Here is a 21,470-nt window from a genome sequence, read left to right as displayed (position 1 = left end):
AAGCGGCGAGATCCCTCTTACAATAAAAGGGGGATTTTTTTTTGATTTTATTAGATACTGAAGATAATTTTTGCTGACGTATAAATTGATACGTGAGTACAATTTCATTCACTTACAGATTTTATGACCATTAGAGGCTATCGACATGTCTTTGTTACGTCGTTGGTTTGATCCCATCCGATCGCGTTGGTTTTACCAAAAACCTTCTCGTCAGGCGGAATTACCCACGGAACAGGGTTTAAGCATTTATCTTCGTTTAGACGATGTTTATAGTTATCTTGCGGTACAACAACTGGATCAGTTGAATGAGATTTTGAGTGACGAACTCAAACCATTAAAGGTGATTATATCTAGACAGGGTGCAGAACCCCCAAATGGAATGACAGCCGAAGATTGGCTTCAATATTGTCTAAATGATGCCAAGATTCTAGCAAAACAGCATCGTTTTGGATTTGACGATACACCTGAAATACCAACAGCAGAAGCCTTACAACAAGCAGAAACAATTCTAAGAAATACGCCATTAAGAGAACAAAATTTTTTACATTTACTAGAAGATGTCTTTCATATGCTTTGGCAGCAGCAATATGGAAAATTACGTACTTTGCATGCCATGGCCAGCAAGCATCAAACTCCACAAAATTACCCAGAACGCATTTTTAAAGATGTGCCAGTGATTGCTAGCTATTTCGAATTTGGTGAGCGTAAGTATCAAGCTGTTGATGATTTATTACGTTTGACCCGCCGTTTAAAACAACAAAAACTACTTAAGGGTAATCCCATCTTTTTGATTAATCATATTGAGTGGCGAGAGCATTTAATCAATGACGGTGAGTCTATAACTGAAGTTCAAGGTTTGCATCCAGAGCTGGATTTATATATCGCTCTTGAAGATCCAATGAGCTGGCTATTACTCGCCTACATCAAAGAAGAACTGGCAAATTATTACAATATCCAATTAAGCGTGTATCCATTAAGTTATCACGGACGTGATTGGTTTGATTGGAGTTTGGCAACACGAGTATCTAAACGGACACAAGTTGCATTTACACCTTTTTGTCGACCAACCAAAGAGGCAACCTATGAAATGGCAAAATTGTTTTATAGCGTCCCTGTTGAGCAACAAGTCGACTGCATGCATGAGATTTTAGAAGCGGTTTGGACACGTGGAAAAGACTTATCCTTTAAGGCGCATTTTCAAAAAATGCAAAAGCGTCTGGATATTGACCAACTGACTGAACAAGATGTTGAACAATACTTAAAGCAAAATGATGTTCTGTGTCAGGAAAAGCATCAACCTGATTTTCCAGTCTTAGAGTTTCGTATAGACGGACAAACTTATGTGTTTAATAGTTTGTATCGAGTGTGGATGATTGAAAGCATTATTAGTAATGTTTTAGAAGAAAAGTATAAACAACAAAGCCAAGAGTAACTTTGAGCATTTTAATACTGAACAATAAAAAAGGAAAAAATGATGGAAACGTGGTCACATGAATCGTTTGGAAATGACACTGCAAATGACTGGGCATACGAACTAGAGGATGCGACAGACTTTTCAGTGATTGAGGCTGCTTTACAGGTGGCACTTGATGAGGGCGATGAGTACTTAGATGCTGATTTAGCGATGGAAGCGATTGCTGCGGTTGAAGTCATTGCAAAGCGTCTTGGCAAAGGGACTCAATCCGATGTTTACACTGAGAAAGTAGATCAATGGTTAGAAACTATTTCGGAGCAACCAAGGGATGATCTGTTGTCATTGGCGAAGCGTGTTTTGGAACGAATAGTTGCTGATGATTCTGAACTCAAGGAGTTGTGGCTAGAGTCCGATGAATATGAGTTATGGTTGGGGAACATTCAGCAGTTAAAAGATGCTTTAAATTAAAAGAAAAAGAGCCGCATTTGTGGCTCTTTATTTTTGAGTACTACCTTAAAGGATGATCTTTAAAATGCTGGACAACCCAATCGATAAACACACGTTGTCTAGGCGAGACCAATGATTTAGATGGATAAAGTAAAGAGACTGGTAAAGAGGGGACGATATATTCTGTTAATAATGGGCAAAGTAGTCCATTTTCAATTTCTTCTAGATGACCATAACGAGGCGCTTGGATAATTCCAAAACCTTGAATTGCTGCGGCTGAGTATGAGTGAGCGCCGTTGACTTGAAGCATTGAATTTAGCTCATATAGCTTTAACTCATTACGCACTACAAATTCTAAAGGTAGTGGTTTTTGTCGAGCTGAAGAATAAAACCCGACCATAAAATGCTGTTTTAAATCCGCTAATGTTTTTGGTACACCATATTTTTCTAAGTATTTAGGGCTCGCAAGTGTGATTTGTTCAACCTGTCCTAGTGCTCTAACGACAAGTTCACTGTCATTCAGTTGTCCGATTCGAATAACACAATCAATTCCTTCTTTTATGAGATCGACATATCGGTCACTTTCAGTCAAATGAAGTTGTATGTCTGGATACTCTGCTAAAAATAAATGTAAATGTGGAATGATGAAATGAGATGCGAAGATTCCATGCACTTCGATTTTTAATATGCCTTTAGGCTTAGCATGAATGAAGTCATTTTCGGATTCATCAATATAAGCCAGAATATATTTGCAATGTTGATAATAGATCGCACCTTCATCAGTCAGGCTCACTTGACGAGTTGTGCGAAAAAGTAGACGTGTATTGAGTTGAGCCTCCAATTGCTGGACAGCATCAGTAAGGGTCGAGCGAGGTAAATTAAGGAACTGCGCTGCTTTAGTGAAACTCTTATGCTCAACCACCTGTATAAATGCTGACATCGCATTGAGTTTATCCATAGCGCCCTTCTTTTGTTCGTATTCTTCGGATAATGATGCCGAATTTATCAGGATTATTTGCCTCTAACAGAACATTATCATGATTGGTATTCAATGATAAGTTGACTTATGTGAGGTCTATAATGAATACATCTTCAAATGATCGCGATGATAAAAAAGTTGTTCTGATTACAGGTGCATCACGCGGAATTGGTGCTTTTACCGCAACTTTGTTAGCGCAACAAGGACATAAGGTGGTGATTAACTATGCCAATAATGATCAACAAGCCACTCAAATCGTAGAAAATATTAAAGCGGCTGGAGGTACTGCGAGCCGATTTAAAGCGGATGTCAGCCAATCAAATCAGGTGGAATTATTGTTTGATTACGTGATTAATATGTATGGAAAAATAGATGTTCTGATCAATAATGCGGGCATTATGAATTTCAAAAAAATTGCGCTATTGGATGATGCAACAATCGATAAAGTGATTGCGATTAATCTAAAAGGCTCTTTGTATGCCATGCGAGAAGCAGCGAAACGACTTGAGCAAGGCGGGAAAATTATTAATTTATCGAGTAGTGTGATTGGTATGAAACTAGAAGGATATGGAATATATACAGCCTCTAAAGCTGCGATCGAGTCTTTGACTGCCATTCTAGCCAAGGAACTTAGAGCTAAAAATATTACTGTGAATGCAGTCGCACCCGGTCCAACTGCAACGGAATTATTTTTTGAAGGAAAAAGTGATGAGTTGATTGCTCAATTGGCAAAAGCATCCCCACTTGAGCGTTTGGGCACAGTTGAAGACATTGCGGCGGTACTTAATTTTGTAGTTAGTGATGATGGTAACTGGATTAATGCTCAGACTATTCGAGTAAATGGTGGGATCGTATAACCAATTGAACAGGGTGAAAAAAGGCAGCTCATGCCACTGCTGTCCCACAAATATCACAAGAAGAACCTCAATTGAGGTTTTTCTTGTTTTCGCCATTTTTTATCAGGCACAAAGAGTGACCTTAAAAGTTTCCTTTCAAATAAATTGACCTGAATAATTCTCAGTAAACGCTGAACACTCCATCCTTCTTGTGCCATGTGTTTAGCGAAGTTCACCAGCAAATAGGCAATTAATGCAATCCATATTTGCGTTTGTATCGCATTGCGGCTTCGACCTAGAAATGACTTCAGTTTTAAATTCTGCTTGATGGCTTTAAAGAATAACTCAATCTTCCAGCGGTCTTTATAAATTGCAGCAATGGTGGATGCTGCCAGATGAAAGTTGTTGCTCAGAAATTCGAATGTTCTTTTCTTATCTGTATCATAAAACTCTATACGTCTTAATAATTCAGGTGCGCCTCTTTTCTTGGCATGCGCACTGCTCAATTCAATACATTCATCCGCAATAATCCCTTTAGTCTCTAATACGCTGCGGCTTGATTTAACTTGATAAACTGTCTTTGGGCGTAGCTGGGTTACAAAGCTGACGTTCTGAAGTGTCAACTGAGCAAACCATTGATAATCAACATATCCTTTATCAAAGACGATAATGCTGCCAGCAGGAAATTTAAATGCTCTGCCTTGCACCATATCATTTTCAATACCATCCCCAAGCGCTACAAATTCAGGAATGGTATTGCTGTGATTTAAGCCAACACTGAGTTTAATACTGGCTTTGGATTCATGTACTTTTGCCCATGCGCACAATGACAGTGAAAGATCAATATGACTGGCATCTAGTGAATACAGTGGATTTTTGAATCTAAATTTATGTGCAGTTTTAGAGTTTTCACAGCGCTGAAGCAGCTGTGTGAACAATTGCTGATACAGGCTGGCGGGCTGTTCTTCGTTGAGTCTTGCTAAGGTGCTTCGCGCAATTCTCTTCGCGCCAAGATGATAGAGCTTTTCCTGCTGGGATTCGAGATTGGATTGAATGTCTCTTAAGCTTTGCCGACAAGAAAGTTGGGACATCAATATGGCAACAAACTGATCCCAGCGGGTGGCTGATCTTAATTTTTGCCCAGAGTGGTGCAGTTTAGCCAGACGTTCAAAATCTTGTCTTAGAATGGGTTTGAGTAATTGATGAAATACGGTATTCTGATGTGACAAAACCTGAGTCCTTTATAGTTAAAGTGTTTGTTTGCACTCATATTTTAACTATTTAGACTCAGGTTTTTTTATTTAAAGCAAACTATGGGACAGCAGTGCAGCTCATGCTGCCTTTGATAATTAAATTTTTATTTTTTTAGGCTAAACAGAACATTTAGAAAGATAGCGGCGAAGGTTGCTGTACCAATTCCACCTAAGTTAAAGCTTCCGAATAATAACTCGAAATTACCCGCACCTAAGATAATTGTCACAGATGCAACGATCAGATTTTTATTATTAGAGAAGTCGACTTTGTTTTCGATCCAGATTTTTGCGCCAGCAATAGTAATTAAACCAAAGACCACAATTGAGGCACCCGTAAGTACCGCGGTAGGAATTGTGCTGATCACGGCACCAAATTTGGGTGATAGACCTAAAAAGATTGCAAAGACACCAGCGATTACAAAGACGATGGTTGAATAAACGCGGGTAACAGCCATGACACCGATATTTTCACCGTAAGTCGTCATCCCTGGTGCACCTACACCACCTGATAACGTGGTTGCTAAACCATCGGCAACAAATGCTTTACCAAGTTGAGGGGTTAGGTCTTCGCCTGTCATTGCACCCACTGCTTTGATATGACCTAAGTTTTCTGCAACTAAAATTAATGCAACAGGTGCAATAATTAACATGGCATTCATATCAAAAGTAGGATGAGAAAAGCTTGGAATACCAAACCATGGTGCTGCCGCGATTTGTGAAAAATCGATTGGTTTTCCAAAGCCAAGCACATTCGTCGCGATGACGTAAATGGCATAGGCAATCAGTAAACCTACCAACAGTAATAAACGCTGTAATAAGCCTTTGGTAAATACCGCGATAACACCCATGCTCAGCACAGTGATAAGTGCCATCCACATTTCAAAAGGCTGACCTGCAACGCCTTTGATTGTTACTGGGGCAAGGTTTAAACCAATGATCATTACGATCGCACCTGTTACAACAGGTGGCATTAATTTTTCAATCCAACGTGTGCCTGTCAACATGACGGCAAAGCCAATTAAAGCATACAAGATACCGCAAGCAACGATACCTCCAAGTGCAACTGATAGATTCGGGTTTGCACCAGAGCCCGTGATGTGACCTGTAGCGGCTGCAACCACACCAATAAACGCAAAACTTGAACCGAGATAACTCGGTACACGTCCACCTGTGATCAAGAAGAAGATAATCGTACAAATCCCTGACATTAAAATCGCGAGATTTGGATTAAAACCCATCAGCAATGGCGCAAGAACAGTTGCTCCAAACATTGCAAATGCGTGTTGTACCCCGAGTACCGCGCTTTGTAAGGGCGGTAAATATTCGTTTGTCGCAACAGGGCGATGATCAATCTTCCCCTGATACGGCTGCCATTTTGGAAACCAATTTGACATAAAGTAGACTCATTATGTGATATCAGCGCGTATGATACCCTGTCTTAAATTATGCTTTCATCTATTGGTCATTGATCTGAATGAACGCAAATGGTCATAAATTTCATATTTTTACCTTTTGGTAAAATATATATGTAAATAAACTTTAGAATTCATTGTTGATTTTGATTGTTGTATTTGCAAAATAGCTCAATTTAATTTTTAAAATAAATTTAAAAAAATTTTGTCCAGTTGGCATATTTTGCCAATTTAGCCCTCATCAAACTGAATGATTTGATGAGGGTTAGACATAGAGAATGATTAACCTGTATTGCGAAGCCCTGCGGCAATACCTGCAATACTCACCATTAAGGCATGATCAACAGGTGTATGTTCTGTTTGATGCTCAGCTAAATATAAACGACGACGTTTCATCAACTCAGCTTGCAACAAATGAAGTGGCAATAGATAAGGTTTTCTAACCTGCATCGACTGATCTAAGACTTCATTATTGCTCAGAAGTTTGGACTCGCCTTTCAGATTCAAAAGTGTATCAACCGCATTTTGTAATCGTTGTCTTAACTCTATTCCGAGTGCTTTGAGGTCCTGATCATCAGTCAAATGAGATTCGTAATACAACGCAATGTCTGCATCTGATTTAGACAGTACCATTTCCAACATATCAATTAAGGTTTGGAAATACGGCCACTGATCTAGCATGTCATTGAGCGTATTTTTATGTTGTTCATGCACTTGATTAATTGCGGTGCCAGTTCCCAGCCAAGCGGGCAACATCAAACGAATTTGTGTCCAAGCAAATACCCATGGAATTGCACGTAAGGATTCGATGCCACCACTGACTTTTCGTTTTGCTGGGCGTGATCCCAATGGCAGCATTTGCAGCTCTAATTCTGGTGTAACCGTACGCAAATAACTCACAAAATTTGGATTCTCACGAACCGTTTGGCGATATACCTTAACGGAGAGATCCGTCATCTGATTCATCAAATCACGCCATTCTTTCTTAGGTTCTGGCGGTGGTAATAAAGTCGCTTCTAAGGTCGCAGCGGTATAGATTTCCAAGTTCTGTAAAGCAATTCCTTCTAAACCAAATTTAAAGCGGATCATTTCACCTTGCTCAGTGACACGAATAGCACCCGAGATTGAGCCTGGTGGTTGAGAAAAGAGTGCTTGTTGGGTTGGAGCACCGCCACGACTGATTGAACCACCACGACCATGGAATAGGGTTAATTGCACATCATGTTTTTTTGCAACCGCGGTGAGTTCTTCTTGTGCACGATATTGAGCCCAATTTGCTGACATAAAGCCTGCATCTTTGGCAGAGTCAGAATAACCAATCATCACTTCATGTTTGCCATGGATATGCTGCTTGTACCAATGCATATTAAACAAGGTATCCATGGTTTTGGCAGCGCCGTCCAAATCTTTCAAGGTTTCGAACAATGGCACGACACGCAGAGGATGTTGAATGCCCGCTTCTTTTTGCAAGAGCAATACGGCCAATACATCACTAGGATATTCAGCCATTGAAATGATATAAGCCCCTAAACTCTCTGCTGGTTGCTCAGCTAGGGTACGCATAGTGGCAAACACTTCGAGCACATCTGGATGTTGAATGAGACTACCTTCTGGCTCATTCAAATACTTAGGTAATAATGGACGTTTACTTTGTAATTCCTGAATCAAGAAGTTTTGACGCGCTTGTTCTGTCCACGATTCGAAATTACCCAAACCTAAATATTCCGTAATCGCAGAAATGGCTTGACGATGACGACCTGATTCTTGGCGGATATCAAGTTTGAGTAGTTCAATCCCAAAACAATTCACACGATAGATAAAATCAAGCAGTTGTCCATTGGCGATTTCCGCAAGGTTACTGTCCACAAGGGAGCGATAGCAAAGCAGAAGAGGGGCCAATAATTCATCTTTATTCCGAATGATATTGCTATCGTCGGCATCCAAGCCTTGTAAACGTTGACCTAAACAATAACGTGTTGCTTTAAGTCGTTCACGGGTAATGCGTAGATATTCACGGTACGGCTCAGGATGTTCATAACCTAAAGCTTCACTAAGTTCTTTAGAACAATTTTGGATAGAAAGTTCCCAACGTAGATTTTCAATATCACGGAGGTATAAATCTGCAGCCTGCCAACGCGATAACCACAGAACTTCCTGTGTCACTTGATGAGTGACATTCGGATTACCATCGCGGTCGCCACCCATCCATGAAGCAAAACGGATCGGCGCTATGCTGAGAGGCAAAGCTTGCAGGCAATGCTGTTGTGTTAATTCATTTAATTCACGAATAAATTTAGGTACAGCATTCCATAACGTTTGTTCAATCGTTGCAAACCCCCATTTTGCTTCATCTACAGGCGTCGGGCGATGTTGACGGATTTCATCGGTTTGCCATGCAGAGGTGACTAGCTGTTTGAGTGTGGCGATGGTCTGTTGACGTTCGCGAGGCGTTAATTTCTTTTGATCAAGCTGTGATAGACAATCCGTAATATCATCATATTTTTGGATCAGGGTACGACGACTCACTTCTGTTGGATGCGCTGTGAGTACTAGTTCAATTTTTAGATCGCAAATTTGTTGAAATAATTGCTGTTCAGAAATTTGCTGATTTTTAAATTTCTCAAAAAGGTGAGTGAGTGGATTTGGGCTAGGCGCATGCTCGTCAAACTCTGCATGACGTCGACTACGTACCACGTGATATTGTTCAGCGATATTAGCGAAGTTAAGAAAATGTGAGAATGCTCGTGTTAAGGGCAAAATCTCCTCATCTTTTAGCCCAAGGAAAAGCTGTTCTAACTGCTTCTCTGCTTCTATTTGACCATCACGTGCGCCTTTAGCTAAAGCGCGAATTTGCTCAATTTGATTAAACAAATCTTGCCCAGCATGTAGTTTTAATGTTTCGCCAAGTAAGTTGCCCAGTAATCGGACGTCTTCCCGTAATGGAGCTGTGATTTGTTGAATCATTCTATTTCTCCTGATGTTCTCATTCGACTATAACGTGATTGAGAGACAATCCAAGAGCAGAACGTAAAAAAATGTGAATTTTATTTAATTTTTGGGTTGATATTTAAGCAAAAAAAGCTCAATCGCTTGTTGAATCATCTGATCGATTTCATTCGCGGTCGGCACTTCATCCAATCCGAGTAGAACTCGGTAATGACGTAAGCCCAACATTAAAGACACGATTAATTCAGTTTGTTTTAAAGGATCGTCAGCACGAATAAATTTAAGTGCAATTGCCTGCTCAAAAAAATTACACCAAACATTGCTCATACGTGTATGTGAAGCATCGAAAAACTGCTGTGTTAAAGGGCTTTGTTCTGCTGCGAGTTCGAACAATAAACGATCAAGTTTTAATGCCTCAGGAAGATAAATAATAGTTAAAGCACGATGGCACATCAGATAGAGTGCTTGTGTAAAATTGGTTTCTGCCGTGAGAATGATTTCTTTAGCACAAATAGATTCATCACAGGTTTCTTCAATTGCACAGATAAATAAATTGGCTTTGTCTTGAAAGTGGTTATACACGGTCAGTTTCGTGACGCCTGCTTCTTTGGCAATTTGATTCATGTTGGCAGCGTGATAACCCATTTTTAGGAAAAGAGATTTCGCAGCCTGTAAAATTTTAGCTCTTTTTTCCAAATCTTTAGGGCGACCACTACTGTTTTGCACGTTATCGTTCTCTTTTAATTAAATTAAAAATCAAATAAATAACTTTAATTTTTAATTAGTGTACTCATGGGTATATTAATTAAAAAATAAACAATTTATCATGATATTCATATTGTGCCTTAAAAAATCAATTTGAATAAGAGCGAAAAAGAGATGAATCTGCTAAATCATGTAATTGTGGGATTGCTCGTACTCAGCAGTGTCACTTTAACAGCATGTCAAAAAGAGGTTCCAAAGACGGAAGAAATTCCTTATGTCATGGTCGCGCAACCGAGTAGTAATCATATTGATCAAAAAAGCTATGCAGGTGATGTACAGGCGAGACAGCAAACGGCATTGGCATTTCGTGTTGGAGGACAAATTACCGAACGCTTTGTTGATGTTGGTGATCGAGTCAGAGTTGGGCAAGTATTAGCGAAGTTAGATGTTAAAGATGCTCAGTTACAACTTAATGCAGCTAAAGCACAGCTAGACAGTGCACAAGCAGCAGCAAAAATTGCAGCGCAAGAATATCAGCGTTATCAGCAATTATTGCCAGTAAATGCAGTCAGTCGCTCACAATTTGATGCCATCAAAAATCAATACGAAGCGGCGCAAGCAAGTTTGCAACAAGCACGCTCAAACTATGAAGTTTCTTCGAATCAAACGGGATATAACCAACTGATCTCCAATAAAAATGGCGTGATTACCGAACGTCAAATTGAAGTGGGTCAGGTGGTTGCAGCAGGACAGGCTGCCTATCTGCTCGCGATTGATGGAGAGCGTGAAGTTGTATTTGGAGTCCCTGAACAAGCAGTCGCAACGATTAAAGTGGGGCAGCCTGCTTGGGTCACACTGTGGTCTCAGCCAGACCTTCGCTTTGCAGCTAAAGTACGAGAGGTTTCTCCTGCTGCTGATCAATCTCGAACATTTACGGTCAAGGTTTCCTTATTGGAAGGTCAATCTAGCATTCAGTTGGGACAAAGTGCGCGTGTATTCTTTGTTGCAAATCAAACGAATGTCCTCAGCGTCCCACTCTCTAGTGTAACGGCTAATGATCAGCAGGCATTTGTATGGGTCGTGACGAAAAACAAGACCTTACGTAAAGTTCCAGTCCGCTTGGGTGCCTATGGTCGAGATAGTGTTCCTGTCCTGTCTGGGTTAAAAGCAACGGACTGGGTTGTGGTTGGCGGTGTGCATTTGTTACGTGAGCAACAAAAGATTCATCCTGTAGACCGAGAGAATCGTGAAGTCACGATCAAAACTGGAGGTTAATCATGAAATTTAACCTCTCAGAATGGGCACTGAAAAATAAAGGCATTGTGCTTTACTTTATGCTGCTACTCGGCATCGTCGGGATTATGTCTTATTCCAAGCTGTCGCAAAGTGAGGATCCACCTTTTACCTTTAAAGTGATGGTGGTACAGACTTACTGGCCTGGTGCAACGGCTAAAGAAGTCTCGACACTCGTGACCGATCGAATTGAAAAAGAATTAATGACCACTGGTCAGTATGACCGCATCATGGCTTACTCACGTCCTGGTGAATCTTTGGTGACTTTTGTTGCTAAAGACAGTTTACCTTCGAGTGCGATACCTGATGTTTGGTACAACGTCAGAAAAAAGGTCAATGATATTCGCCATCAGTTACCCAGTGGTGTACAAGGACCATTTTTCAATGATGAGTTTGGCGATACTTTTGGCAACATCTATGTCCTTACAGGGAACGATTTTGACTATGCGGTAATGAAAGAATATGCCGATCGTTTGCAACTGCAATTGCAACGAGTCAAAGATGTGAGCAAGGTCAATTTAGTCGGATTACAAGATCAAAAAATATGGATTGAATTATCCAATACCAAAGCGGTGCAGCTCGGTGTACCTGTGACAGCCATTCAAGAAGCGATACAAAAGCAAAATGATATGGCAAGTGCAGGATTCTTTGAAACTGGTACAGATCGTATTCAACTTCGCGTCAGTGGACATTTGCACAGTGTAGATGATCTGAAAAAAATGCCGCTATTGGTGGGTGATAAAACCATTCAATTGGGGGATGTTGCTGATGTTTATCGGGGCTTCAGTGAACCTGCTCAACCTCGTATGCGTTTTATGGGGGAAAATGGAATTGGCATAGCGGTTTCGATGCGCAAAGGCGGTGACATCATCGCTTTGGGCAAAAACTTAGAAACCGAATTTAATCATTTGCAGAAATCATTGCCTGTGGGCATGAAACTTCAAAAAGTTTCAGATCAACCAGTCGCAGTACAACGCAGTATTCAGGAATTTTTAAAGGTATTGGCTGAAGCGGTCATTATCGTTTTATTGGTCAGCTTCTTTTCATTGGGTTTTCGCACAGGACTGGTGGTGGCTTTGTCTATTCCACTCGTTTTGGCAATGACCTTTGCAGGGATGAATCTATTTGATGTCGGTCTGCATAAGATTTCCCTCGGTGCCTTGATTCTTGCACTCGGTTTGTTGGTCGATGATGCCATTATTGCTGTTGAAATGATGGCAATTAAAATGGAGCAGGGCTATAGCAGACTCAAAGCAGCAGGATTTGCGTGGCAAACCACGGCATTTCCAATGCTGACAGGAACATTGATTACCGCAGCAGGTTTCTTACCGATTGCAACGGCACAATCAGGCACTGGCGAATATACACGTTCTATTTTCCAAGTCGTAACGATTGCGTTAATTGTGTCATGGATAGCAGCCGTACTCTTTGTTCCATATTTGGGTGAAAAATTACTCCCTGACTTCACCAAGCAACAACAGAAAGCAGCATGGTATTTGAGGCTTTGGGCGAGATTGCGGAAACAGCCTGAACCTGTTGTACAGGCACATGGACAGCACCATGATCCCTATCAAACCAAGTTTTATCAGTCTTTCCGTCGTATGGTAGAGCTCTGTATTACGTATCGTAAAACAGTAATCGGAGTCACGGTGGCAATCTTTGTTTTATCAGTTGCGATGTTTAAATTCGTTCCTCAACAATTCTTTCCACCATCTAACCGTGCAGAAATCTTAGTGGATTTAAAGCTTGAAGAAGGTGCGTCACTGACAGCGACTGAACAGGCTGTTAAAAAGGTGGAGTCATTCTTATCTAAACAAAAAGGGATCGATAATTATGTTGCCTACGTTGGAACAGGTTCTCCTCGCTTTTACTTACCTTTAGACCAACAACTACCGCAAGCCAGTTTTGCGCAGTTTGTCGTACTCGCATCGTCTTTAGATGATCGTGATGAAATTCGCCGTTCTTTAGAAACGCAAATCAAGCAATTATTGCCTCAAGTGCGTACGCGTGTTTCGTTGCTCGAAAATGGTCCACCAGTGGGATACCCATTGCAATATCGTGTTTCAGGAGAAGATCTAAGCACCGTGCGTCTATGGGCACAAAAAGTGGCAAAAGTGATGAGTGAAGATCCGAATACCACCAATGTGCATTTAGATTGGGGCGAGCCAAGTAAGATTATTGCTATCGAAATCGATCAAGACCGTGCGCGTCAAATGGGTGTTACGAGTTTTGATTTAGCCAATTTCTTAAATGCTTCTGTGACTGGTACAGTGATGAATCAGTATCGCGAAAAACGTGAGTTAATTGAAATTCGCTTGCGAGGAGATCAGGCTGAGCGTGCAGAAGTGGCATCTTTAGCATCTTTAGCAGTTCCGACAACGCAGGGCACAACAGTCCCATTGGCACAGATTGCAAAAATAGAATCACGATTTGAAGAAGGCTTGATTTGGCATCGTAACCGTTTACCAACCATTACTGTAAGAGCAGATATTCGTAGCCATCTACAACCTGCCACGGTAGTTCAGCAGTTAGCTGATCAGATGCAGGACTTGCGTGATGATCTGCCAAATGGTTATTTGCTCGAAGTTGGGGGAACTGTTGAAGAATCTGCTAAGGGTCAAAGTTCAGTCAATGCAGGAATGCCATTATTCCTAGCTGTAGTGATGACTTTGCTCATGATTCAATTACGCAGTATGTCGCGTGCGACGATTGTGTTGTTAACCGCACCATTAGGGTTGATAGGCGTTGTTGCATTCTTGCTACTGTTTAATAAGCCTTTTGGTTTTGTGGCTATGCTTGGGACAATCGCCTTGTCTGGTATGATCATGCGTAACTCATTGATCTTGATTGATCAGATTGAGCAAGATATTCAGGCTGGACAAGCAGCATGGGATGCGGTGATTGATGCGACAATGCGACGATTCCGTCCGATTGTACTGACAGCACTCGCTGCAGTTCTTGCAATGATCCCACTTTCACGCAGTATTTTCTTTGGTCCAATGGCTGTTGCAATTATGGGTGGATTGATTGTTGCGACCTTATTAACCCTATTTTTCCTGCCTGCACTCTATGCAGCGTGGTTTAAGGTTAAAAAAGCAACATATCTAACGTAATTATTTTGTGAATAAAGGTGCGAAATATTGAAAATTTCAATATAGTAGCACCTATATTTTAAGACCAAAAAATAATTGAATTTCATTGCATGATTGATTTGGCAAAATGCATGGATTGAGGTGAAATAGAGCATGGGGCAAGACAATATTGAGCAGCATCGTCGCTATGTAGCGATTTCTTACGTGTTCATGTTTCTTGCATTATTTACAATTTTGTTTGCTGCGTTTGCATACATGTTTGCACGAAAAGTTGCGATTGTGGATAATGCCGAAGTTTGGATTCATGCGCATGCCCTATGGATCATGCGTAATGTGCTGTTATTTATTATGATGGCTTTTTTTGCCTCTTTGTGGTTTATCCCATTGTTCTTTTTTGCATGGGACAGTGCAATTTGGGTGACTGCTACAACAGTCGCAGGTGTTGTATTTAGTTCAATTGCTTGGTTATTCTTGTTGAATGCTTGGCTGAAAGGACTTTCTAAGTATTTAAAAAATAAAGCAGTTTTCTAATAAAGCTGCTTTTTTATTAACTTAGACCTTGTAAATTTGTAATATAGCCCCTATCTAGGCTCTGTTGATCTCAAAAATAAGATCAACAGAGCCTATTTATTCGTAGAGATTTAATAAATTCCGTGAGGAGCATCGCCAACCATGGCTAAACGTGATTATTATGAGGTTTTAGGCGTTTCGAAAACCGCAGGTGATGATGAGATCAAAAAAGCCTATCGTAAGTTGGCGATGAAGTATCACCCTGACCGTAACCCTGACAATGCTGAAGCTGAAGAAAAATTCAAAGAAGCATCAGAAGCCTATGAAATCCTGTCTGACAGTGAAAAGCGCAGTATGTATGACCGTGCTGGACATAGTGCATTTGAAGGCGGTTTTGGTGGTGGCGGTGGCTTCGGTGGTGGTTTTAGTGCCGAAGATATTTTCAGCCAATTTGGTGATATTTTTGGTGGCGCATTTGGTGGCGGTCGCCAGCAGCAACGCCAACGCCGTGGTTCAGACCTCCGCTATGTGATGGAATTGACCTTAGAAGAAGCAGTTAAAGGCGTTAAAAAAACCATTACTTTTACTGCTCCTGCACCATGTGAAACTTGTGATGGTAAAGGATCTAAAAATCCAAACGATGTCGAAACATGTCGCACTTGTCATGGTTCAGGTCAAGTTCGTATGCAACAGGGTTTCTTCTCTGTGCAGCAAACTTGTAGCACCTGTCGTGGTCAAGGCAAAATTATTAAAAATCCATGTAATACTTGTCATGGCTCTGGTGTTGCAGATCGTCAACAAACACTTGAAGTTACCATCCCTGCGGGTGTGGACAACGGTGATCGTGTTCGCTTAACAGGTAAAGGCGAAGCGATTCGTGATGGTCAATCAGGTGATTTATACGTTGAAGTGGTTGTGCGCGAGCATGAAATTTTCCAACGTGATGGCGCTGATCTATATATGGATGTGCCAGTTAGTATCGCGGATGCCGCTTTGGGTAAAGAAATTGAAATCCCAACCTTGGACGGTCGTGTGAGTTTGAAGATTCCGGAGGGAACTCAAACGGGTAAATTATTCCGCTTACGTGGCAAAGGTGTTCGCCCTGTACGTAGTAGTATGGTGGGTGATTTACTTTGCCGCATCGTTGTAGAAACCCCAGTAAATTTAACCAGCCGTCAACGCGAGTTACTTAAAGAATTACAAGCCTCTTTAGATGGTGATGGTCATGCATCGTCTCCAAAGAAAAAATCATTCTTTGATCGCCTCTTTGATTAATAGGCATCAATAAAAAAACCTGCTTCGGCAGGTTTTTTTATGGGAAATTTTAAATCCTCATCAACCTTCATTTTTCAAATGAGGGAGCATTGTCTATCCTATAACATACTGAATTAGCAGAAATTTACCCTCTATTTTTAAAGAGGTGTTAGGGGTATTTAAGTCTATGATAAGTAATACTTTATAGATGTATAGATGCCATTCATTTGCTATAGTAGCGAAATTGTTTAAATAAAAGACTGGGAAACATTATGTCAACTTCTCCACGCATTGGGATCTTAGGTGCTGGCGGACGCATGGGCCGTATTCTGATTCAGGCTGTACAAGAAGCAGGCTATCAACTTGCAGCAGCAGTAGAACGCCCTGAAAGCAGTTTAGTCGGCGCAGATGCAGGTGAGCTTGCAGGCGTTGGAAGTTTGGGCGTAAAGATCGTTGGCAGTTTAGCTGAAGTATTAAAAGATTGTGACGTGGTGATTGATTTCACTGCACCAGCCGCAACAGAACAACACTTAAAGCTTTGTCGTGAAGCTGGTGTAGCGATGGTGATTGGAACAACGGGCATGTCCGAGGAACAAAAAGCATTCTTAGATGAATCAGCAACTCAAACCCCAGTTGTTTATGCTGCAAACTATTCTGTAGGTGTAAATGTATCAATCAAACTTTTGGAACTTGCAGCAAAAGTATTTGGTGATACGGTCGATATCGAAATCATTGAAGCACATCACCGTCATAAAGTAGATGCTCCGTCTGGCACAGCATTTATGATGGGTGAAGCAATCGCTGATACCTTAGGGCGCAACTTAAAAGAAGTTGCAGTCTATGGTCGTGAAGGCTATACGGGTCCACGTGATCGTCAAACTATCGGTTTTGAAACCATTCGTGGTGGCGATATTGTGGGTGAGCATACCGTTATGTTTATCGGTGAAGGTGAACGTGTTGAAGTGACGCACAAAGCGACAAACCGTATGAACTTCGCTTCGGGTGCAGTACGTGCAGCAGCATGGGTTGTAGGGCGTGAAGCTCGTAAATATGACATGAAAGATGTCTTAGGCTTTAACGATATTCAAGTATAAAAAGTTCCCTTTTTGCACTATAAAAAGAGCTTATTGCGCTTTCAATAAATCCCAAAAAGCACGATAAGCTCCAAACTTCATTACAACAATTGAGCATGACATGAATAAAAAACATATTGTTCTTGCTACGCTGCTAAGTGCGACGAGTTTGGTCGTCAGTGCCGCAGAAGCTCCGAAACTCAGTTTGCACCGAAATAATATTAAAGTTTGGACATATCAAACTGAAAATAATCCAGTATTCCAATATAAAGCAGAAACAACGTTTGATGTGCAATTAGAACGGGCTGTAGCCGTAGTTCTTGATGTTGAACGCACCCCACAATGGGTTCCTTATGTGGGTAAGGCTCAACTATTATCTCGAGATGAGAAGAAGGGTGAGTTCACGTTATATATGGTGCTTGATTTTCCTTTTCCATTAAAAGATCGTGATGTAGTGATTAAAGGGAAAATGAGTAAAAATGCGGATGGCAGTATTAGTATTAAAAACAATGCCATTAAAAATAACTATCCTGAACAGCCTGATGTGATTCGTTTAACCCGCTATGAAGGTGATTGGACTTTTCAAAAGTTAGCAAATAATAAAGTCAAAGTATCTACAACAGGTTATGCAGATCCAGCTGGTGCAATTCCGCTTAGTTTTGTGAATATGTTTGTACAGCAACAACCCTATCAAATGCTGATGAAAATGAAAAAGGAAGTGAATAATCCTTTGTATGTACAACCGAAATTACCAGATGTACTGAAGTAATAAAAAAGCCTGATTCAATCAGGCTTTTTTATGTTCTAGGTTTGGGTGCAGTGCTGATAGTTAAGCTTAGATCGAGATGCGAGAAAGATTTGGATAAACACCAAAAGTAATCCAATCGCTGCAAGAGCTGCTCCGATCATTGATACTGAGGCATAGCTCAGACCTAGACTTAAAACAGCTCCTCCAGCCGCTGCGCCAACTGCATTGCCTAAGTTAAATGCTCCGATATTTACAGAGGAAGCGAGACCAGATGCTTCATGTGCTACCGACATAACGCGCATTTGCAGTGATGGCACAATTGCAAATGCTGCCGCGCCCCATAAAACCAGCCCAACAGCAGCTCCGACTTGGGTTTGAGCCAGCAGAGGGAAAACTGCCATCAATACAATCAAGGCGATGAAGAAGCCAATTAAAGTCTTATCAATAGATCGATCTGCAAGCTTGCCACCTAGATGGTTTCCAATCGAAAAGCCAACCCCAATCAAAACTAACATCATGGTGATAAACATCGGTGAGGCGTGATTGAAAGCAACTAAACTCGGGGCGATATAGGTGTAAAGGGTAAACATTGCTGAGGCACCGAACACGGTGGTAAGAAGTGCCAAAATCACAGGGAGCCGAGTGAGAACTTTTAATTCCATTTTAACGTCGGGTTTTTTTCCAACAGCACCCACAGGCAGTGCTTTCCATAGAGAAAACATCGTTACTACACCCAACACCGCAATCGCAAGAAAAGACATCCGCCAGCCAATTGTTTGTCCTACCCATGTCGCTAAAGGAACGCCACCAATATTGGCAATTGTTAGTCCCATGAACATGGTAGCTACAGCACTGGCTTGTTTATGTGCAGGTACGACACTCGCAGCGACGACTGAGCCAATCCCGAAAAAAGCACCGTGATTGAGACTGGTAATCAAGCGTGCGCCCATCAGACTCATATAATTTGGTGCAAATGCCGCAATTAAGTTGCCTATGGTAAAAATGGCCATCAGAAGAATTAAAGCATTGCGACGAGCAAAACCACCGAACCATAAAGTGACAATTGGGGCACCTAGCATCACCCCCAAGGCATAACCTGTGATCAACATACCTGCACTTGGAATCGAAACACCAAGATCATGGGCAATGTTCGGCAATAAGCCCATAGGCGAGAATTCAGTGGTTCCAATGGCAAACGCACCAATAGCTAATGCGAGCAAAGGAAGATTGATGCGCTGCTTCATGTTTATTTATCCCATACTGGTGCAAGTTCAGGTGGGTCAATTTCACGACCATTACGATCCAGTTCCGCAATCAGCTGCATTTCTTGTTCGCTTAGTTTTAATTCTTGTGCTTTCAAGTTGCTGATCAGGTTCTCACGTTTGGTTGATGATGGAATAACCGCATAACCCTTTTGTAGTGCCCAAGCTAAAGAAACTTGTGCTGAAGTAGCCTGATGTTGTGCTGCAATCTCAAGCAAAGTTGGGTCTTTGAGCACTTTCCCGTAAGCAAGAGTCATATAAGAGGTTACATCAATCTGTTGTTGTATCAGGTAATTTGCCAAGTTTTGATTTTGCAAATAAGGGCTTAGTTCGATTTGATTGGTGGCAATATGTTCTGCGCCAATGCTATCAATCGTTTGTTGAGTAAGTGCAATATTGAAATTTGAAATCCCAATGAGTTTGGTTAAGCCTTGTTGTTTGGCTTCTAATAATAATTGCATCACTTCTGTGATATCTGTCCCTTGCGATGGTGCTGGCCAATGGATTAAGGTCAGATCAACTGCTTCAGTGCCTATTTTTGCAAACTTTCTTTTAGGCTTGGGATCAGGCGTTGTTCAGAAAAGTTATTGACCCATATTTTTGTAGTTAAGAATAAATCTTGGCGAGCAATCCCGCTTTCACGGATAGCCTGTCCTACTGCTGCTTCATTCTCATAAATTTGTGCTGTATCAATAGCGCGATAGCCGACATCTAAGGCAGTTTTGACTGAATCAATCAGGATTTGATCATTTAAACGATAAGTACCTAAACCAAATTGAGGGATTTGCATATTCTTCACCTAATTTTTTAACTCAAAAGAGTCTAATTTGTTGATGAAGGCAATTTTGCGATGATTATTGTTGCTAAAAAATAGATGAATTTGCAAAATATAGTTGACTGAATATCAACAATAGGGGGTGATGATGAAATCAAGTATTGAGGAATTGCTCGCCTTTATAACGATTGTTGATACAGGTTCATTTATTGCAGCTGCTGAGCGATTAGGTCAAACAGCATCTGGCTTGAGTCGTTCTTTAAGTCGTTTAGAGTCTAAGCTTGAAGTGACTTTGCTGGAACGCACCACACGAAAATTAAAACTCACTCAAGAAGGTCAGCAGTTCTTAGCGCATGCCCGAAAGATTTTAAATGATTTGAGTGCGGCCGAAGAAGCTTTGCAGCGTTCAGATCAAGATACATCTGGTTTGATTCGTGTTGATTCGGCCGCGCCATTTATCTTGCATGTGATTGCTCCTTTGATGCGCGTATTTCGGCAGCGCTATCCGAATATTGAGATTGAATTAAACAGTAATGATCAAGTGATTGATTTACTAGAGCATAAAACTGATGTTGCATTTCGCTTTGGTGAATTACATGACTCAAGTCTTTATGCAAAATTGGTATGTAAAAGTCGCTTGTATATTGTGGCTAGTCCACATTACTTAAAACGGATGGGGACACCGACGCAAGCAAAACAATTGTTACAGCATGATTTAATTGGCTTCACACGCCCGATTCATATTAATCAGTGGCCGATTAAAGTAGATGATGAATACTTCTTTGCACAAGCCAAAATCAAAGCATCTAGTGGGGAGACAGTACGGCAATTGTGTCTACGAGGACAGGGAATTGCACGATTATCTGAGTTTGAAATCTGGCAAGATTTAAACGAAGGACGTTTGGTCGCATTATTTGAAGACCAAATTGAGCACTCTTATCAAAGCATCCATGCTGTTTATTACCAACAAGAGCATTTACCCAAACGTGTTCGTCTCTTTATTGAATTTTTGTCTGAGCAACTAAGCCAAGGTTTTTCTGTGTGTCAGTAGACGTGGGTGGAACTTGAACTTCGAGAACAGGAATAGATTCTCCTGTTGTTTGAGGGATAGACATGACAATCTGTTGCTCTTTGCGTGTACACTCTAAAACAACTGTTGGTAATAATGATGCGCTTACGACCACACCATTTTCATTGGGTTTTTTATAGGTCAACTCTACCGTATCTGTTTTGGTTTGAGGGTTATGATTTTTCAGTTTCCATAGCTCATAACCTTGTCGGTTTTGAATTTTCAAATAACCTTCAGCGAGAGATTTACAAATTTCTTGCTGCTGATGTGTTTTCTGATCAGGCAACTGACAACCTGTAAGTGGCAATATACTCACTAAAAATAAGTTATTAATTTTCATTGTTTTACTCCTCTGCTGTTGATTTTTATAGCTTAAAGGTGTTGTATAAACCAATACAGATA

Annotated in this window: 17 protein-coding genes and 1 pseudogene; 10 read left to right on the top strand and 8 right to left on the bottom strand. The window is 41.0% G+C overall.

The features are described from left to right. Positions 1-145: 145 nt before the first annotated feature. Both R2H34_RS16505 and R2H34_RS16500 read left to right on the top strand, forming a co-directional pair. A complete protein-coding gene (locus tag R2H34_RS16505; protein WP_087540968.1) occupies positions 146-1,432 on the top strand; it encodes a hypothetical protein in 1,287 nt (428 codons plus the stop codon). A gap of 42 nt (positions 1,433-1,474) precedes the next feature. Then, positions 1,475-1,882, top strand: coding sequence for a DUF4259 domain-containing protein (locus tag R2H34_RS16500; RefSeq protein WP_087540970.1), 408 nt, complete (start codon positions 1,475-1,477; stop codon positions 1,880-1,882). 40 nt (positions 1,883-1,922) lie between these two features. Here the strand turns inward: R2H34_RS16500 and R2H34_RS16495 are convergent, their stop codons facing one another. Then, positions 1,923-2,819 (bottom strand): LysR family transcriptional regulator, encoded by an 897-nt coding sequence (locus R2H34_RS16495; protein WP_004965170.1) that lies wholly within the window; start codon positions 2,817-2,819, stop codon positions 1,923-1,925. Between the two features lie 122 nt (positions 2,820-2,941). On the opposite strand from R2H34_RS16495, the gene R2H34_RS16490 reads away from it, so the two are divergent. Continuing rightward, complete coding sequence (locus R2H34_RS16490; protein WP_075695980.1) at positions 2,942-3,697, top strand: SDR family oxidoreductase; 756 nt, start codon at positions 2,942-2,944, stop codon at positions 3,695-3,697. A gap of 53 nt (positions 3,698-3,750) precedes the next feature. Here R2H34_RS16490 and R2H34_RS16485 read toward each other — a convergent pair whose 3' ends face one another. The 4 genes from R2H34_RS16485 to R2H34_RS16470 form a co-directional block, all read right to left on the bottom strand. Beyond that, on the bottom strand, positions 3,751-4,905 hold the full coding sequence (locus R2H34_RS16485) for an IS4 family transposase (RefSeq protein ID WP_318342359.1): 1,155 nt from the start codon (positions 4,903-4,905) through the stop codon (positions 3,751-3,753). A 128-nt stretch (positions 4,906-5,033) separates the two neighbouring features. Beyond that, on the bottom strand, positions 5,034-6,323 hold the full coding sequence (locus R2H34_RS16480; RefSeq protein ID WP_004910321.1) for a solute carrier family 23 protein: 1,290 nt from the start codon (positions 6,321-6,323) through the stop codon (positions 5,034-5,036). A gap of 300 nt (positions 6,324-6,623) precedes the next feature. Next, on the bottom strand, positions 6,624-9,305 hold the full coding sequence (gene ppc, locus R2H34_RS16475; protein WP_005403483.1) for a phosphoenolpyruvate carboxylase: 2,682 nt from the start codon (positions 9,303-9,305) through the stop codon (positions 6,624-6,626). A gap of 84 nt (positions 9,306-9,389) precedes the next feature. Continuing rightward, positions 9,390-10,013, bottom strand: a complete 624-nt coding sequence (locus R2H34_RS16470; protein WP_087540678.1) for a TetR/AcrR family transcriptional regulator — start codon at positions 10,011-10,013, stop codon at positions 9,390-9,392. Positions 10,014-10,166: 153 nt separating this feature from the next. On the opposite strand from R2H34_RS16470, the gene R2H34_RS16465 reads away from it, so the two are divergent. The 6 genes from R2H34_RS16465 to R2H34_RS16440 all read left to right on the top strand — a co-directional run bounded on the left by R2H34_RS16465 (position 10,167) and on the right by R2H34_RS16440 (position 17,983). Beyond that, complete coding sequence (locus R2H34_RS16465; protein ID WP_042892137.1) at positions 10,167-11,267, top strand: efflux RND transporter periplasmic adaptor subunit; 1,101 nt, start codon at positions 10,167-10,169, stop codon at positions 11,265-11,267. Between the two features lie 2 nt (positions 11,268-11,269). Continuing rightward, the gene (locus R2H34_RS16460) at positions 11,270-14,398 is read left to right on the top strand and encodes an efflux RND transporter permease subunit (RefSeq protein ID WP_004910306.1); all 3,129 of its coding nucleotides are present in this window, start codon (positions 11,270-11,272) and stop codon (positions 14,396-14,398) included. Between the two features lie 132 nt (positions 14,399-14,530). Next, positions 14,531-14,908, top strand: a complete 378-nt coding sequence (locus R2H34_RS16455; protein WP_004910303.1) for a hypothetical protein — start codon at positions 14,531-14,533, stop codon at positions 14,906-14,908. A gap of 141 nt (positions 14,909-15,049) precedes the next feature. Continuing rightward, entirely contained in the window at positions 15,050-16,162 is a 1,113-nt protein-coding gene (dnaJ, locus tag R2H34_RS16450; RefSeq protein ID WP_004951083.1) for a molecular chaperone DnaJ, read from the top strand. Between the two features lie 251 nt (positions 16,163-16,413). Further along, entirely contained in the window at positions 16,414-17,235 is an 822-nt protein-coding gene (gene dapB, locus R2H34_RS16445) for a 4-hydroxy-tetrahydrodipicolinate reductase (protein ID WP_004910297.1), read from the top strand. 100 nt (positions 17,236-17,335) lie between these two features. After that, on the top strand, positions 17,336-17,983 hold the full coding sequence (locus R2H34_RS16440) for an START domain-containing protein (RefSeq protein ID WP_136700140.1): 648 nt from the start codon (positions 17,336-17,338) through the stop codon (positions 17,981-17,983). Between the two features lie 35 nt (positions 17,984-18,018). Here the strand turns inward: R2H34_RS16440 and R2H34_RS16435 are convergent, their stop codons facing one another. After that, positions 18,019-19,206 carry an MFS transporter gene (locus tag R2H34_RS16435; protein WP_087540670.1) on the bottom strand — a complete coding sequence of 396 codons (1,188 nt, stop codon included), beginning with the start codon at positions 19,204-19,206 and terminating at the stop codon, positions 18,019-18,021. Positions 19,207-19,208: 2 nt separating this feature from the next. Then, a pseudogene (gene dkgB / locus R2H34_RS16430) lies at positions 19,209-20,014 on the bottom strand (2,5-didehydrogluconate reductase DkgB). A gap of 133 nt (positions 20,015-20,147) precedes the next feature. Here dkgB and R2H34_RS16425 point away from each other — a divergent pair. Then, the gene (locus R2H34_RS16425) at positions 20,148-21,050 is read left to right on the top strand and encodes a LysR family transcriptional regulator (protein WP_151830172.1); all 903 of its coding nucleotides are present in this window, start codon (positions 20,148-20,150) and stop codon (positions 21,048-21,050) included. Here the strand turns inward: R2H34_RS16425 and R2H34_RS16420 are convergent. Further along, positions 20,998-21,408 (bottom strand): hypothetical protein, encoded by a 411-nt coding sequence (locus tag R2H34_RS16420; RefSeq protein WP_004910289.1) that lies wholly within the window; start codon positions 21,406-21,408, stop codon positions 20,998-21,000. The two genes, R2H34_RS16425 and R2H34_RS16420, sit on opposite strands and share 53 nt — an antisense overlap. Positions 21,409-21,470: the final 62 nt, after the last annotated feature.

Origin of the sequence: Acinetobacter sp. 16, assembly GCF_033439925.1 — a bacterium.
Lineage (GTDB): Bacteria > Pseudomonadota > Gammaproteobacteria > Pseudomonadales > Moraxellaceae > Acinetobacter > Acinetobacter junii.
This window is presented reverse-complemented; position numbering and strand designations above follow the sequence as displayed.

Bases quoted from the DNA above. Each gene is read 5' to 3' on its own strand.
- R2H34_RS16440 (WP_136700140.1), top strand. From the start codon at position 17,336: ATGAATAAAAAACATATTGTTCTTGCTACGCTGCTAAGTGCGACGAGT.
- R2H34_RS16420 (WP_004910289.1), bottom strand. From the start codon at position 21,408: ATGAAAATTAATAACTTATTTTTAGTGAGTATATTGCCACTTACAGGT.
- R2H34_RS16495 (WP_004965170.1), bottom strand. From the start codon at position 2,819: ATGGATAAACTCAATGCGATGTCAGCATTTATACAGGTGGTTGAGCAT.
- R2H34_RS16490 (WP_075695980.1), top strand. From the start codon at position 2,942: ATGAATACATCTTCAAATGATCGCGATGATAAAAAAGTTGTTCTGATT.
- R2H34_RS16435 (WP_087540670.1), bottom strand. From the start codon at position 19,206: ATGAAGCAGCGCATCAATCTTCCTTTGCTCGCATTAGCTATTGGTGCG.
- R2H34_RS16460 (WP_004910306.1), top strand. From the start codon at position 11,270: ATGAAATTTAACCTCTCAGAATGGGCACTGAAAAATAAAGGCATTGTG.
- ppc (WP_005403483.1), bottom strand. From the start codon at position 9,305: ATGATTCAACAAATCACAGCTCCATTACGGGAAGACGTCCGATTACTG.
- R2H34_RS16505 (WP_087540968.1), top strand. From the start codon at position 146: ATGTCTTTGTTACGTCGTTGGTTTGATCCCATCCGATCGCGTTGGTTT.
- R2H34_RS16455 (WP_004910303.1), top strand. From the start codon at position 14,531: ATGGGGCAAGACAATATTGAGCAGCATCGTCGCTATGTAGCGATTTCT.
- R2H34_RS16500 (WP_087540970.1), top strand. From the start codon at position 1,475: ATGGAAACGTGGTCACATGAATCGTTTGGAAATGACACTGCAAATGAC.
- R2H34_RS16465 (WP_042892137.1), top strand. From the start codon at position 10,167: ATGAATCTGCTAAATCATGTAATTGTGGGATTGCTCGTACTCAGCAGT.
- R2H34_RS16480 (WP_004910321.1), bottom strand. From the start codon at position 6,323: ATGTCAAATTGGTTTCCAAAATGGCAGCCGTATCAGGGGAAGATTGAT.
- dnaJ (WP_004951083.1), top strand. From the start codon at position 15,050: ATGGCTAAACGTGATTATTATGAGGTTTTAGGCGTTTCGAAAACCGCA.
- dapB (WP_004910297.1), top strand. From the start codon at position 16,414: ATGTCAACTTCTCCACGCATTGGGATCTTAGGTGCTGGCGGACGCATG.
- R2H34_RS16425 (WP_151830172.1), top strand. From the start codon at position 20,148: ATGAAATCAAGTATTGAGGAATTGCTCGCCTTTATAACGATTGTTGAT.